Consider the following 14,921-nt stretch of genomic DNA (forward strand, 5'->3'; position numbering starts at 1 on the left):
CCGTCTCGATCGTGAGCTTGCCGCCCCCGACTCAGCGAACACGCCAAAGACGATGCGGCTGGACCTGCGTGGTATGCTTCCCAGCCTCACGCGGACGAACCAAAAGGGGTATCGCCATGGTCTATATTTTGACGCTCCTGATATTCTCCGGCGGAAACGTCGCGGTCGCCACAGCGGAGTACAACAATTCCGAGGCCTGCGAAGCAGCAAGGGAAATTGACGAGCGCGCGTTGGCAACCGCCTTCAGACAACCCATGCTTGTCGCAACGTGCACACCCAAGGGACAGCCGAAGTAAGCGCTTCGCGCGGCGCTCAGATGGTGCCGTGCGTGTCGTCTCCGTCTTACGGACGTACCGCAAGGCCGCAATGCGACAGTTCAACGGGACGTGCCGGCGATCACAGCCGGGAGCTCAACGAGCAGGCACAGGGAGGGACGCGCGAATACGTTGTGAGAAATCCTGCGCTCCGTCGGCTGCCTGCGCAGCCTCGTTGATAAGGGAGCGTCGCCTCAGCTCATCGAACGGCAATGTCGTGTCCACCCGGCCAGAGTGATAGAGGTAGCTGTCGATCAGCCCGTTGAAAAGATGCCGGATGTTGAACTGGCCAGCCCGTCCAGCGGCGTTTGCGTAGCGAATGATGTTGATCGTGCAGCTGTTGCTCAGCAGGTGATAAAATTCGGCATGATCGGCGAGCGCGTTGATCCGATCCAGGTAGACCAGCAGCAGCTGGCGTGCATCGGCAAACGAGGTGTTGAGGCGATAGAGGTACACCGTCTCCCCGCGGTGGTTGGCGCGCAGGCCCACAAGGTCGCGCTCGTCACCGACGACATAGATCAACTCGAATTGCTTGAACATGGAGGCGAGAGGGTTGAAGCCCTCGCCCACCTCCGGCCGCGTCTCGATGGAGATGCTGAGCGGCGGCGCGTCGTCGAAGATGAAACTGAGGAATGTGTGTCCGACCAGCCCCTCCCTCCAATAGGACACGTAGAAATCGATGCCGGTCAGGTGCGACAGTCGCACCTCGCGCTCCTCGTAGCGCACCGTGAAGTCATTTCGCGTGCGGAAGTCGAAATTGCGCACCCCGGTGATGCGAACGCGGTCGCCGTCGATGATCGCCCGCGGCATCACCGCCACCTCGCTCCGCCACGGACGGTCGTGCGACGGAGGGATGGTCAGCCACCAGGCGACCACGCCGAGAAACAGTACTGCCAACACGACAAACACGTGTTGCCGACGCGACCACCAGAACACCCAGATCGCGAACGCTGCAAAGGCCGCCGCCAACGCCAGTCGCAGTCCAGCCCATGGCAGGTTCGAATAATAGATCGCCAGGGAGGCCCACGCGATGAGCACGACCTGGCACAGGAACCGGATTCCGGCGACCAACCGGCCGAAAGACCTGAACAGGAACCCGCGATGTGAACTCAGTGGTTCCTCCATCCGTCCTGACTGCCGAACGCACGCTTGAGCGTCGCCCCTCGCACCGGCGACCAGACCAGCGAGACGAGTTTCGACCGACAGGGCGTTGCCGTCAAAACGATCCAAACACCGAGCCCAGCACCAGGATCGCGACAAGGGCGATGACGCAGCTGACGATTACGGTGATCACCATGTCCAAATAACTCTCACGGTGGGTCAGTCACCTGATGCTAACCAATATCAGGACCGTGCCATTGTGGGGAAGGGCATCGAGCGTGCCGGCGCTGATCGTGGTGATGCGGTGCATCAGCTCGGGGTTGATGTCATACTGCCGGGCAAGGGCCATGAAGTTGTCGCCGAGCGCGTTGAGCGCGATTGCCATCCCGCCGGAGGCCGTGCCGGTCAGCCCGGCGAGCTTGTTCATGGCGACCGTGAGCGAGATCAGCGGCCCTCCCTGAATCGACAACACAGCGTCGCGGACGGTCACGAAGGCAGGCAAAGCTCCGACCACGGCGCCGAAGCCGACGAGACGGCTGACCGTCAGCAGCGGCAGGACGGTCAGGCACCCCGACGCGAGGGCGAGGATGACCGACCAGATTCCGGCCACCGCCCCGATCGTGGTTCCACCCCAAGTGTCCTTGGCTAGGAACGAAAAGTCGAGGCGCGGGAGCACGACCAACGACATCGCGAAGTTCACGACGATGACCACGAAGAGGGGCAGCACGGGGAGGACGAAGGGAGGCTTGCCGTTGTCGACCTCGGCAGCGAGAGGCATAGCCAACTCACCGCTCCTCCAATATCTCCCGCACCTTGTTCGCAAACGACGACATCGCAAACGGCTTTGCCAGCACCGCCATCCCCGGCTCCAGATGCCCGTTGCCGACCACGGCATTCTCGGCATACCCCGTGATGAACAGGATCCTGAGCGCCGGCCGCAGCTGACGCGCCGCGTCGGCGAGCTGGCGGCCGTTCATGCCGCCGGGCAGGCCGACGTCGGTCACCATCAGGTCGATGCGCTGTTTGCTCTCCAGGACCCTCAGCGCCGAGACGCCGTCGCCGGCTTCCAGCAGGGCGTAGTGGTTCTCCATCAGCACCTCGGCGATCAGCAGCCGCACGGTGGTGTCGTCGTCGACCACCAGCACCGTCTCGCCAAAGCCGCTTTCGACCGGCTCGATGGCCGTTACGACGTCGCCGTCGGCCTCGCCGATGTGGCGCGGAAAGTAGAGGCACATGGTCGTGCCCTTGCCGATCTCCGAATAGATACGCACCTGGCCGCCCGACTGGCGCACGAAGCCGTAGATCATCGAGAGGCCCAAGCCGGTGCCGCGTCCCAGCGGCTTGGTCGTGAAGAAGGGATCGAAGGCGCGCTCGATCACGTCCGGCGTCATGCCCGTGCCGGTGTCGGTGACGCAGAGCGACACGTACTGTCCCGGCGGCAGGTCGCGCTCGCGCGCGGCGCGGTCGTCCAGCCACTTGTTGGCGGTCTCGATCGTGAGCTTGCCGCCGTCCGGCATGGCGTCGCGCGCATTGATGCAGAGGTTGAGCAGCGCGCTCTCGAGCTGCGAGCCGTCGGCGCGCACCGTCCATAGGCCGGCCGCACCCACCACCTCGACGGCGATGTTGGGCCCCATGGTGCGCCGCACCAGCTCCTCCATGCTGCCGATCAGCCGGTTGACGTCGAGCGGCCGCGGATCGAGCGTCTGGCGGCGCGAGAAGGCCAGCAGCCGGTGGGTGAGGGCGGCGGCGCGGTTGGCCGAATCTATTGCCGCCGTCAGGAAGCGGTCGGCGTCGTGAGGACGGCCCATGGCGATCCTGTGCTGCACGCGGTCGAGCGCGCCGGTGATGCCCTGCAGGATGTTGTTGAAGTCGTGCGCCAGCCCGCCGGTGAGCTGGCCGACCGCCTCCATCTTCTGCGCCTGGCGCAGCGCCTCCTCGGCGACCTGCAACTGGCCGGTGCGCTCCTCGACCCGCTGCTCCAGCACCGCGTTGATGTCGACCAGGGCGGCCGAGATCTCCTTCTGCTCCTGGATGTCGGTGTTGGTGCCGATCCAGCGCGCCACCTGGCCCTCGGCGTCCTTCACCGCGACAGCGCGCGCGATGTGCCAGTGCCAGGCGCCGTCGAAGCGGCGCAGCCGCATCTCGACCTCGTAGGTCTGGCCGCTCTTCAGCGCCAGCTCCCAGCGCTCGCTCGCGGCCGGCAGGTCGTCGGGATGCACGATGTCCTTCCAGCCGCCGCCGTCGAGCGAGCCGGCGGCGGCGCCCGAGTAGGCGTAGACTTGGTCGTTGAACCAGTCGAGCTGGCCGTCGGCCGGCGCCGTCCAGACATGGTTGGGCATGGCCTGCGCCATGGTGCGGAACAGGCCCTCGCTGGCGCGCAGCTTCTGCTCGGCGCGCTTCTGCGCCGAGATGTCGAGCACCGTGCCGATGAACCGCACCGCCGTTCCGCCGGCGAAGAAGGTCCGCCCGTCGGCCGCCAGCCAGCGCTCGGTGCCGTCGGTGAAATCGACGGCACGGTATTCCAGGTGGAAGGGCTCGCGATTGGCGGGGTCGAGCGCGTGCTGCACGGCGAGGTCGGCGCGCTCGCGGTCGTCGGGATGGATGCCGGCCAGGAACACGCTGTAGTCGACGGCAGCATCGCGCGGCAGGCCGAACAGGTCGCGGCAGCGGTCGTCCCAGCTCAGCCTGCCGTTCACCGGATCGAAGTCGAAGGTGCCGAAGCGGGCGGCGGCCGCAGCCAGCTGCAGGCGCTCGGCGGCGGCGGCGCGCGCGGCCTCGTCGCGCACGCGCTCGATATGCGCCCACGAGCGCTCGGTGACCTCGCGGATCACCAACAGCTCCTCGTCGGTCCAGGTGTGCGGCCCCTTGTGGTGCACCGCCATCAGCGCCGTCAGCACGCCCTCCTTGACCAGCGGCATGCAGATCGTGGCGCCGATGCCGATCGCCTGGAAGGTCGCGGCCTCGTGCGGCGCCAGCTCGCGCAGATTGTCGTTCACGACCAGCGGCCGGCCGGCCGAGAGCTCGGTCACGGCCTTCACCCCGAAATCGGCCAGGCTGTAATGGCCGAGGATGCTGGGCGAGCCCGGCGCGCACCAGTCGCCGCGGATGGTGAAGCCGTCCTGGTCGGCGTCCATGTCGGCATAGGCGCAGATCGAGGCGCCGAGATGCTGGCCGGTGAGCCGCGTGGTCGTCTTCAGGATCTCGTCGGCGTCATGGGCGCTGGCGGTGGCGCGGCCGAGGCGGTCGAGGAAGGCGAGGCGCCGCGCATTCTCGCGCACCGCCGCGGTGGCGCGCTCGCGCTCGGTGACGTCGGTGCCCTCGACGAAGATGCCGGTGACGGCGCCCGTCGCATTGCGCACCGGCTGGTAGATGAAGTCGAGCAGCCGCCGCTCGAGGGGGCTTCCGGGCTGGCGCTGCAGCATGACGGGCGCGGCACGGCCGACATAGCGCTCGCCGGTGCGCCAGACGCGGTCGAGCAGCTCGTGGAAGCCCTGGCCGGCGAGCTCGGGCAGGGCCGTGCGGATCGGCTTGCCGATCACGTCGCGGTGCGCGATCAGCTGGCGATAGGCGGCGTTGGTGACGGTGAAGACCTGCTCGGGCCCTTCGAGCTGGGCCATGAAGGAGGGCGCGTCCTGGAACATCTGCGCCAGCCGCTGGCCCTGCGCCGCGGTCTCGCGTTGCGCCAGCACGCGATCCGTCGTCTCGACCACCACGGCGATCACGCCGCCCGGCCGGCCATCCTCGGCGATCACCGGCGAGTAGAACAGGTCCATCCAGCCGCGCTCGGGCGTGCCGCGGCGATTGAGCACCAGCTCGTGGTCCTTGTACTCCAGCGTACCGCCCGCCATGCCGACGGCCATGACGTGGCTGTTGAGGTCGGCCACCTCGGGCCAGGCCTCCAGCACGGGCATGCCCAAGAGGCCGGGATGGCGGTCGCCCGCGAACACGCCATAGGCGTCGTTGTAGAGCATGATGCCGGGCGGCCCCCACAGCAGCACCAGCGGCACCGGCGAGTGCAGCAACAGGCCCAGCGTGGTCTTGAGGCTCAACGGCCAGTCGGCGGCGGGGCCGAGGCTTTGGGACCAGTCGTGCGTGCGGATCAGGCGCGCTGTCTCGCTCGGTCCCGCCAGGAAGGCCAATGAAGCGGCCTCGGTACTGTCTTCCACGCGCCCCCCGCTGCGCTGTGCCTAGTCGCGCCACAGCATCAAACGGCGATGACGCGGCCGGGTTCCGGTCCGGCGATGACCGGCCACGACAGCAGGGCCGCCTGGTAGGTCGTCGCCATCAGGCTCACATTGGCCTCGAGGGGCGGGTGCAGCTCGAGGGCAGTGGGTGGGCCTGAGGGAAAAGTTCCACAGCCGCGAGCGGCGCTGCGATCTGCTCGACGCGATCTGCGACGTCATCATCGCCGACAAGGGTCCGACCCGCGTCGTGGTGCGGTCGATGTTGGAAGCTGACGTGCGCGCCATCGCCGCCGACCCGTCCGCCCTGGTCGGCTCCGACGGGCCCTGCGTGGCGCCTTATGGCGTCACCGGCCAGGGCAAGCCGCATCCGCGACTCTACGGCACGTTTCTGCGGCTCATCGGCCACTATGCCCGCGACCTCGGCCTGCTCACCTTGCCCCAGGCGATCGCCAAGATGACCGGCGGCGCTCGGCGTGGCGGACCGCGGCCTTCTGCGTGATCTGGAAGTTCGAGGGTAGCTCTTGTATGAAACGACCGGCGGCGCCTTCGGAGCGTTCTTTGTGGGCACTCTTCGCTGTGAAGAGCGAGATGGTCTCCATGTTAGCACGCCAGTTGGAATGTGCGGCATAGACAGGCTGACGAAGAGCTGTGGGTGCTGGTGCGATGTCGAACTACTTTACAGAACGAGAATTTGGGGTGCGTCCTGCCACCGTTACAACGATCGATGAACGGGTATGGGGTGGCCTTTATGTCTTGATCCAGACACGGATCGGTGATGGCTCCTTTGGATTTCGCTTCCCGCAGCAATGCCCCGATGGCAATGGCCCGTTTGGATGTGACGAGCAGTCGTTCTCCCGAGTTATGGTGGCTGAATTACCCTGGATTAAATGGCCGCTGTCGCCTGAGGAGGTTCCCGAGACACCCGTGATCCTCGATCTACTCGAATTTTCCGCCGCCGCGGTCGGTGAGCCAGTGGTCGGAACATTTCATTCCTTCTTCGACCATCATCATCTGAGCTGGGACCGTGCGACCGGCCTTGCTAAGTTCGTCGCCGAAGTGAACCTACTGTTTCGGCGCAATGCAGTTGCCTACGAATTGAGTTCGGATGGCCAGGCCCGACGCATCCTGCCTCAACCAATTGCCGATGCGCTCGGCTGGACTCTTTTTCAGACAGGCGATCCGGAAAGCGATCGCCTGCTAGAGGCGTCCCGTAGGAAGATTGTGTCCCCTAAACCTGAGGATCGTCAGGATGCCCTGGAAAAGCTTTGGGATGCCTTTGAGCGACTGAAGACCCTTGAGCCAGGCCCGAACAAGCGTGCGCAGGCGGGCGCCTTGCTAGATAGGGTTGCCGTTCCTGGGGCTCGATTTAGGGAGATGCTGGCGGCGGAGGCCGCCAACCTTACTAGCATCGGAAACAGCTTCCGCATACGCCATTCCGAGACCACGCAAGAGCCGCTGACGTCCTTAGACCAGATCGACTACCTCTTTGTGCGTATGTTCGCCCTCATACGTCTCCTGCTCAAGGCATCCGGCCGTGGCGGGTAAGGGCGCGCGCAGTTCGGGCAAAAAACCTGCTCGACGAAAGCGCCCTGTACTCCGCGACCGCGGCGGGCCGGCTAAGTCGCGCCGAACCAAGCCGGGCAATCCCGGTTACGCGGGTTACGAGTACCAGATCAGCGTTACCGTGTGGGTGGCGCTCGACCTGATGCTGGCGAAGGAATTAACTAATGAGGTCGTAATCGAGCCGCCATCGGACGAAGATCTTGAGGCTGCTGTGCGTGATCCAACTACCGCGCTCCTCGGCCTGGAAGCTAAAGGCGAACGCTTTGCTCTCGTCTTACAAGCAAAGACTCGAATCAGTGCACCATGGTCGGCTGCAGCCTTCGCAGACGTGTTGCTCGGTCCCACCACCGCTCAGGATGATGGCAGCAGAAGAAGAAGTCGGCCTCTGGATATGTTGGAGGCTGACCCTCAGCGGCGCTATATTTTCGTTACTAATGAGGCCTCGGCGGAGGCCTTGAGGGCATATGAGGGCGAGCACCTGCTCGATTTTCCCGAAGTCGAAGAACTTCCGCCGCATGTGCGCCAAAACTACAACAGGGGTGCGCAAGCCTCGATGGCGCCGCGCACTCTGCTTCTGACGAAGGTCACGGAGGAGGTGCTGTCGTCGCGCATTGTCGCGCTACTTGAGCAGTATGGGCATGTGCCGAGGCCCACGCACGACACATGCGTACACGAGCTTCGCGAGGAAGTGCGCAGTCGGATTAAAGGTGCGAGGTATGGCCGATGGAGCCGTGAAGAATTACTAGAGACTTTGGTCCGCAACGGTGGCTCGGTCGCACCGACTCGAGATATGGATCACTATGTGCGGCCAAGCTCCTTTGACAAGATCAAGGATCATCTCGATAGAACGCATGCCGTCGTCATTGGAGGGCCTTCTGGGACCGGGAAAACTCTAACCGCGGACATTCTCGAACTCGAGCTTCGGCGGGGGAATCCACCGTTTGATGTCGTCGACGAAGAGAAGGGGCCTGGTTATGTCCGAAATAATCTAACGCGTTCTGACCCAGTCCTATTTCATCTGCGCGATCCTTGGGGTGGGAATCGCCTCACGCCCGGTGCAGATCGTTGGAGTGGAGAACTCCCCAAGCTTCTTGAGAGTAGAGGGCCCAGTCGGAAGTTCCTAATAACGTCGCGCTCCGATGTTCTGCAGAGCGCTGGACACGATTTAATCAAGGATCTTCGGCCCTTCATCGTTCCGATCGAGATCGAAGACTATGGTTCGGCTCGCTTGGCTGAGATTTACGATCGAATCGCTGGCGATTTGACTGGGCATGCTGCTGCGTTGAGCCAACTCTATCGAGACAATGCGCTTAAGGAACTCGGGCGGCCTTACGAGATCAAGCGCTTCCTCGTCGCATTAGCCCGTGTGGACGCGAACAAACCACGGAAGGTGGAAGACCTTCTTGCTGATTCGCAGATCGACGCAATTTCGAGAGTGATTGCGGATCAGATCGCTCCGCTAGGTCTGGATGGTATTCAAAGCGCCGCAGTGATCTGGGCACTTCTTAGTGCGCGGGGTGGGGTTTCTCGCGACGTCTTCGCCAAGTTTGGTCGGCGACTTCGTGCGGCCGATCCTTCCTTGCGCCCGGATGTTGACGGCCTGATTGACTTTCTTGTGGCGGGTCAGAACCTCCGGAAGGACGGCTCAGCACTCTCTTTCTACCACCCTCGTGTCGAGGATGGGCTTCGCCTGACATTCCTACGTCGAAAGACGGAAGCGGAGTTCATGCTTGGTAAGATTGTAGATACTCTAGTAGCGTGGGACGACGCTGGCGCCGATTGGGGCGGCGAGACGGGGGTAGGCATCCTAGGTGCTGTCGGTGCCGTCGAAAACATTCAACTTGATTTGGCTGCTTCGACCCACGCGCGCCTAGACGGCCTTCTTGAAAGAGCCGCATTGGTCACCGGCAAACGCTCGGACTTCGGGCGCGCGCTAGGAGATCTAGCGCGGTTCGGATCGCCCGATCATCCCCCCAGTCGGTTGTCGCGCATCCTGATCGAAGGTGGTCCGAAGGACGACCGCCCGTTCTTTCGCAACCAGTGGTGCACACCGATAATTGATGCAGCGGAGAAGGCGGTGCTTCGGGCTGCGCCCCAGACGAAAGCCTTGATCGAGCGCTTCATCCGAGAAGTACTGCCCTTCTCTGGTCAGGATTATGACCCCCAAGCAGTCGGCTTACTTGGAGAACTCGCGTCTGGGCTTCAGTCTGCATACTGGGATGCGCTCGACACGATCGCCGGACCCGGCGGGCCGAACGAGAACATCGATGTGATCGTTGCCGGGGCCTTAGCGAGCGAGATGCCCGACTATGAGAAAGCGATTGAGCGGTTCGCTCGTTCCGAGGGTGAGGCCGGTGCCTGGATGAAGAAATTCTCAGAAATCATCTACAAGTCTGAAGAGCATGTTTTCGATGCCGAGGTTGCCGATCGTGATATCGACGAACCGAGCGAGCAGTATTTTAATGCGCGCGAGGGCATGAAGCAGGTGGTCTCGATACGCTGTCAGCGTGATGGCATAGAATGGATCGCCAACCATCCTCGCTCGGAGCTGCTCGCTCATGCCCTGTCAGAGCTGGTCAGTCATCAGTTCCGAAAGCCGGACTTTGGCGAACTGCAGCTTTTGTTGAGGACAGCCAAAGACTGGGCACGCGGTAGCGCTTGGCAGGCAGTTGAGCAGCACTGGGATTCGCGGCTTGGTACATACTTGGCGTCTGAGCTCGCACGTACGGATATCGAAAATTCCTACATGCGACGGCGTCTCGTAAAAATAGCTGCGGCTAATGGTGATTTGGTCACGCAACTCACTGCTATCGCTAACCGGGTCTCTCCTGAGCGGCGGTTAGAACTCCTTCGCGACGTCGTTGAAACAAGGATTGGCGATACTCCCAAGGGTGATGATGTCATCGCAATACGTCGGAAGCGCGCTCTTGACTTGGCGGAGACTTATCCCCTGTCCGAGCGCAATCTCGCCCAGGCATTAGTCACAATTCTCACGGGCGACGTGATCGACGCCGCCGCATCATCGCTGACCAGCGAGGGCCTCCGCCAAGTTGAGGCGATCCTCCCGAACGCGCCCACAAGTGTCAGCGGACCACTAGTGTGTCTTGCGGCTGGCGCCGGTCTCGACGTCCGAGATGCGACTGATAAGCTGCTCTCAACTGGCGAGGAGGAAGATGGTGTGTCGGCCGTCCAGGCTCTGCTTGTCGCTGGTCGCGGTGGCCTTAGAGAAAGCTTGTACGGCGCGTTGACTCACAAGCGCTACCGAGTACGGAGAGAAGCGTTTCGGTCCCTCGCTCCAGAGGCAAAAGAAGCGGAGCGGCAAAAGCTCATTCTAGCTGCCAAAGATCATAGTGCCGATATGCGCTTGGCATTCGCGCGATTGATGCAGGAGTATCGATGGCCAGAGGCGATCGATGCCTTGGTGGCTTTGTTAGACGACACACGCAATTTCATCAGCCGTTTGGCGCCGGCTCCATCATGGCCGAAATTTGCAGTCGCACGGGCCGCTGCACGTGCGCTCGGTGCATATGAAATGTTGCCCATACATGCCGTCGATGCACTGATTCGAACAGCCAAAGCACTTATCGACGATCCTTTTGTGGCGTGTGCCGCGTTGTCGGCGGTGGCACACCGTGATGATGAGCGAATCATTCCAATGCTGCTGACAGCGCTAGAAAGCCCCGGCTTAAACGGTGCGCCGTCGTACCGTCCTCACGCCCAGGCTGCCGCATGGGCGATCTGTGATCGGGGGGTGAATGGAAGGCTTGTTGACTTGGGGACAGTTGCAATTCGCGCGGCCGAACAGGATCGGCCAGCAATCGCGGGGCCGCTTTTGGTGGCCATTGGCTTGTCGGGGGGAGCAAAACGTGATGGAGCGCTGCGCCAACTACATCACCTTGGTCTTGGAGCGCGCGAGGCCGTAGTGCGAGTGGCTGCGATAGCCAGCGGCCGGGTCGAGCAGATGACACTCGATCGTCGAGAACAAATTCTTCTACGGCTGGCGCGCAGCGAAGAGCTGGGCGCGCTTCATCCTGACGATCGCTCGGTGGTCGAAGTGTGGAGCCGGCAACTCGACCTACAATCGGGATTCGACCGCTTTACCGCATGGATTGCGCACGAGGTGTTCCAGCTGCCGATCTCAGGAGAGGTGGGTTCAATCCGCGCCTTCGATCTTCCCGATCGTATTGGCGTAATGACGACACGGTCTCTTACGCCGTATCAAGAAGAGGAAGGCGATCGGGACGACGGCACTTGAACGCATAGGCGGACGCATCCATGCAGGTTCGCCACTTACTCCAATTTTAGCAACGGGGAGCCGCCGAATGACGGCACGACTAGCGTCAGGCTATTACTGGCGCGACTCAGCGCGACATAGAGCCGGCACCTCCCGTACGCCGTGTCTGCAAAACTTTTGTCGCAAGGAATGAGCATGGCGTGAGGGCATTCAAGCCCCTTGGCTTTGTGGATCGTGCTGACGACGCGGGGAGGCAGAGCTCGCCAAAAATGCGCCCTGCGGCGTGCCAACTCGCTCAGCCCATCTTCGGGCGTGGCGAAAGACTCGAGGCGGAGGGCGTCCCCGAATTCCGAGCGATAGTCGATCTTGATTGCGTCGAAGCCTGCTATCTTGTTCGCGATGTAACCGCCTAACAGTTTGAGCGCGCGCGCCGCACCGACATGGCTGGGTTCGGCCAGGATCAGTTTCGCCATCTCCTGAATGCAGGCGGGCTTACCCTTAGTTGTTTTGCAACAGCCTTCCTTGATCTCCTGCAACAGGCGATTGCCGTGGCTGCTCATGCTGAAGCCCGTGCCGACGCCGGAAACGAAGGCGACAAGCGCGGATGCGACCGCTTCCGCGTTTCCGTTGGCGGCCTGCAATGCCTCAACTAGAATGCCGAGCATTTCGCGCGTGTGACCCTCCCAAATCCCAATCCGTCGGTTCGTGTAGGCCGAAAGGGCATCGACGAGAATGTTACTGCTGGTCAGGACCAGCATTTCGTCGCGCAACATTACGGCATCGACTGTTTTGCGATGTGCGGCGTCGAGCGCGAACTGTTTCCGCGCCTGGCCGCGGTTGTCCGCCACAATCACTTGTAGGCCTGCCGGTCGCTTCGCAGGCACCACGACCGGTTGATTGTTCAGAAGGGCTGCCCGCGCCTGAAGGATCCATTCACCCAACTCAAGGGAACCGCCCTGCTTCCAGCGGTGCGGAACCTCCAGTGTCGCGTGCTTGCCCTCGGCCTTCAGGCTCTCCCACCGTTCAGCATCGACCCTGGCGACCTTCGGACTAGTGCCACTGAATATCCGCTGTAGCGGATCGCCGAAGATTCGAAGCTTGGCGCCGCCGCGATGCAGCGCCATGAGGATCGCGTGCTGGTGGGGCGTGCAATCCTGGTGCTCGTCGCAGATCACGACCGGGTAGCGACACACCAGAGCACGGCCGATCATCGGATGCCGCGTGAGGAGGTCCGCGCATTTTTGCGCGATTTCGTTGAATCCTTCCCCATTGTCTTTCCATGCCCAGGTCTCGGCATGGGGCGGGACATCAAGAGCCTTGTGATAGACGGAGACAATTTCCGTGGCGAGGCTCGCAACCGTCTTGACCTCGACGCGATTGCTCGCACCCTGTGTCCGTTTTCGGAACTCGCCGCAAGCAGCATGCGTGTGGGCAAGGACTAGCAGCCTGCCGCGCTCAAGCGTCGCGGCGACATCCTTCGCATAGGATGCTCCCTGAAAGGTCTTCCCGCAGCCCGCAGGGGCCTCGATGATGACGAGCGTTTCGTCCGAACGGAGCAGATGCGCGACGTCATCGTCGCTCATGTCGGCAAGCCGGTGATCGGTTGTCGGCCCACGGCGGTGAGGATGGCATTGATCAACGGAAGCAGCTTATCCTTCAAAGATGGCCAGGCACCGAGCGCGATCATCTTGCTCCCAAGCTCCTCGCCGCCGCCGTCGCGCTTGAACCACTGCTGCCCGTGCTTTTTCCACGCGGCAGCCTCTTCTTCGGGCGCCCCCGCCGTCGACCCCGTGGCTGCCTCGATGATCAGCTTTTTCAGAGTCTTGTCCTGTTTTGCCAGTGCGGCCTTGATGCTCGCCATATCCTTCGGCTGAAGGCCGACACGGTCGGCAAGATGGCGGAGACGAATACCCGTCAATCCCTCGTCGTCGTTCCGTATTAGCTCTTCCAGCTTGTCGTCGGGAATGGCCTCAATGACGGCGCCCTCGCTTGCAGCACTCGGCCATTGCAGGAGTCTGTCGCCCATATTCTCCTTGAGCTTCTTCCAGCGGCCCGGACTGGTCCTTTCGTCGTCCACCAGCCCGGCAAACTCGATGTGCGCGTCCGCAAGCGTCTCAAGCAGATCGAGGACTGCGTCGTTGCCCTGGCCGTCGCACACACGGACGCCTTCGTCGAGCGGATTGCCATTGAATGCCTTGCGAAGCACGAAGCTGAGCAAGCCGACTTCGGTCTTGCCCTCGCCCACCGCCGCAAACTTGGCGAGAAAGGTCTCTGGCTCTCGCCGCTGCTGCGCCGCGATCTTGGCCGCAGGCAGGTACCCGATGTGCCCCTTGCTATCGAGATACCAGAGGTGGCCCTTCTTGCCGACACATTCGATGGCGACGGCGCTGTGTGTCGTAACGAAAACCTGACCTTTGGTTTCCTCGAGGATGCCGAGCAGCTTTCGCAGCCTATAGGGCTCCAATCCGCGCTCGATTTCGTCAATGGTTGTGAGGCTGGCATTTCCGGCCGTCGCCGCGGCAATCTCCAGCGCCGCCATCCGCCGCGTGCCCGCCCCCCAGCTGGAAAGCGGTATTTCCTTTCCTTGGTGCATGGCGAGCAGGCCAATAAGCGAGCCGATGGACGGCCCCTGACCGGATGTCAGGCCAAGCGTCAGCCCAGTTGGCAGCGAATTCTTATCCATCTTCTCGTTCAGGTCTTCCAACGCCTTCACGGAATCGGCGTTGAGTTCCTTGGTCAAAGGTACCTTCGCCACCGCCCTGCCGATACGGGCGCGAAAGCTGCTGTCGGCGACGAGACGGTCGAGAGCGGAGCCGTACACCAGCCGGAGGTCGCGGTCATTGCGCTCGTCCGAGCTCAGGCGCACTAAACCGATCTGTCGGCGCACCGATACGGTCAAGTGATCGGCGGTGCCGTCCGGCTGCGCCACTTCCCATGACGGCTCAAGGTCGGTAGTCCCACGCACGCGGATGACATAGACCGGCACGTCCGGCTCGACGGGCTCGCCATCCTTGGATACCGGCTGCACTGCCTCCTTGCCGTTCCAGTGCCAGGGGAACGCCATGCGCCGCTGGCCCTCGATGCCTGAGGACTCGGGCAGCGACACGGTCGCTTCGATCACGAATTCCGTATCGGTCTCTCGCTGCCAGTAGTCCGTCTCCGCGACCGTTGCCGAATTTGTTGGGCTGAAGAGCAAGGCCAAGGCGTCAAGAACGGTCGTCTTGCCCATGTCGCCGCCGCCGAGAATGACGTTCATTCCCTGCTTGGGACGCCAATCGAATTCCTTAAGCCCACGAAATCCGAGAATCCGCAGGCGATGCACTATCGCCGTTGCGCTCATCGTGCTCCCCGTTTGACCGTCTGGTCAGGCGTTTACTCGGCGATACTCTGCCGTTGACGTTTCTTTGGCTGGTGCAAATCTTTATAGCCAGAGACCAGCGATTCGCCAAGAACGCGCGGTTTTTTTAAGTGTCGGGGCCGAGGCACGTTGTCGGCGCGCCAGTTTGGCAGTGTGCTGCCGGAAAA

General features: G+C 62.6%; 8 protein-coding genes. 3 read left to right on the forward strand and 5 right to left on the reverse strand.

Annotation, left to right across the window (positions count from 1 at the left end; translation table 11 throughout):
* Nucleotides 1-410 precede the first annotated feature (410 nt).
* The 3 genes from RSO01_RS05590 to RSO01_RS48890 form a co-directional block, all read right to left on the reverse strand.
* Nucleotides 411-1,544 carry an Lnb N-terminal periplasmic domain-containing protein gene (locus RSO01_RS05590; RefSeq protein WP_246158116.1) on the reverse strand — a complete coding sequence of 378 codons (1,134 nt, stop codon included), beginning with the start codon at nt 1,542-1,544 and terminating at the stop codon, nt 411-413.
* A 94-nt stretch (nt 1,545-1,638) separates the two neighbouring features.
* A complete protein-coding gene (locus RSO01_RS05595) occupies nt 1,639-2,193 on the reverse strand; it encodes a hypothetical protein (protein ID WP_174825917.1) in 555 nt (184 codons plus the stop codon).
* Nucleotides 2,194-2,200: 7 nt separating this feature from the next.
* Nucleotides 2,201-5,581 (reverse strand): PAS domain-containing protein, encoded by a 3,381-nt coding sequence (locus RSO01_RS48890; RefSeq protein ID WP_246158118.1) that lies wholly within the window; start codon nt 5,579-5,581, stop codon nt 2,201-2,203.
* 166 nt (nt 5,582-5,747) lie between these two features.
* Here RSO01_RS48890 and RSO01_RS05615 point away from each other — a divergent pair, with 166 nt between their 5' ends.
* The 3 genes from RSO01_RS05615 (at nt 5,748) to RSO01_RS05625 (ending at nt 11,417) form a co-directional block, all read left to right on the forward strand.
* Nucleotides 5,748-6,098 (forward strand): hypothetical protein, encoded by a 351-nt coding sequence (locus RSO01_RS05615; RefSeq protein ID WP_147147050.1) that lies wholly within the window; start codon nt 5,748-5,750, stop codon nt 6,096-6,098.
* A gap of 164 nt (nt 6,099-6,262) precedes the next feature.
* The gene (locus RSO01_RS05620) at nt 6,263-7,144 is read left to right on the forward strand and encodes a hypothetical protein (RefSeq protein ID WP_147147051.1); all 882 of its coding nucleotides are present in this window, start codon (nt 6,263-6,265) and stop codon (nt 7,142-7,144) included.
* Nucleotides 7,134-11,417, forward strand: a complete 4,284-nt coding sequence (locus RSO01_RS05625) for a HEAT repeat domain-containing protein (RefSeq protein WP_147147053.1) — start codon at nt 7,134-7,136, stop codon at nt 11,415-11,417. The genes RSO01_RS05620 and RSO01_RS05625 overlap by 11 nt, the downstream gene beginning before the upstream one ends.
* A 35-nt stretch (nt 11,418-11,452) precedes the next feature.
* Here RSO01_RS05625 and RSO01_RS05630 read toward each other — a convergent pair whose 3' ends face one another.
* Both RSO01_RS05630 and RSO01_RS05635 read right to left on the reverse strand, forming a co-directional pair.
* Nucleotides 11,453-12,979: a UvrD-helicase domain-containing protein gene (locus tag RSO01_RS05630; protein WP_147147054.1), complete on the reverse strand. Its 1,527-nt coding sequence runs from the start codon at nt 12,977-12,979 to the stop codon at nt 11,453-11,455.
* Nucleotides 12,976-14,736 (reverse strand): ATP-dependent nuclease, encoded by a 1,761-nt coding sequence (locus RSO01_RS05635; protein WP_147147055.1) that lies wholly within the window; start codon nt 14,734-14,736, stop codon nt 12,976-12,978. The genes RSO01_RS05630 and RSO01_RS05635 overlap by 4 nt, the downstream gene beginning before the upstream one ends.
* Nucleotides 14,737-14,921 lie beyond the last annotated feature (185 nt).

The sequence above is a fragment of the Reyranella soli genome (assembly GCF_007992495.1).
GTDB lineage: Bacteria > Pseudomonadota > Alphaproteobacteria > Reyranellales > Reyranellaceae > Reyranella > Reyranella soli.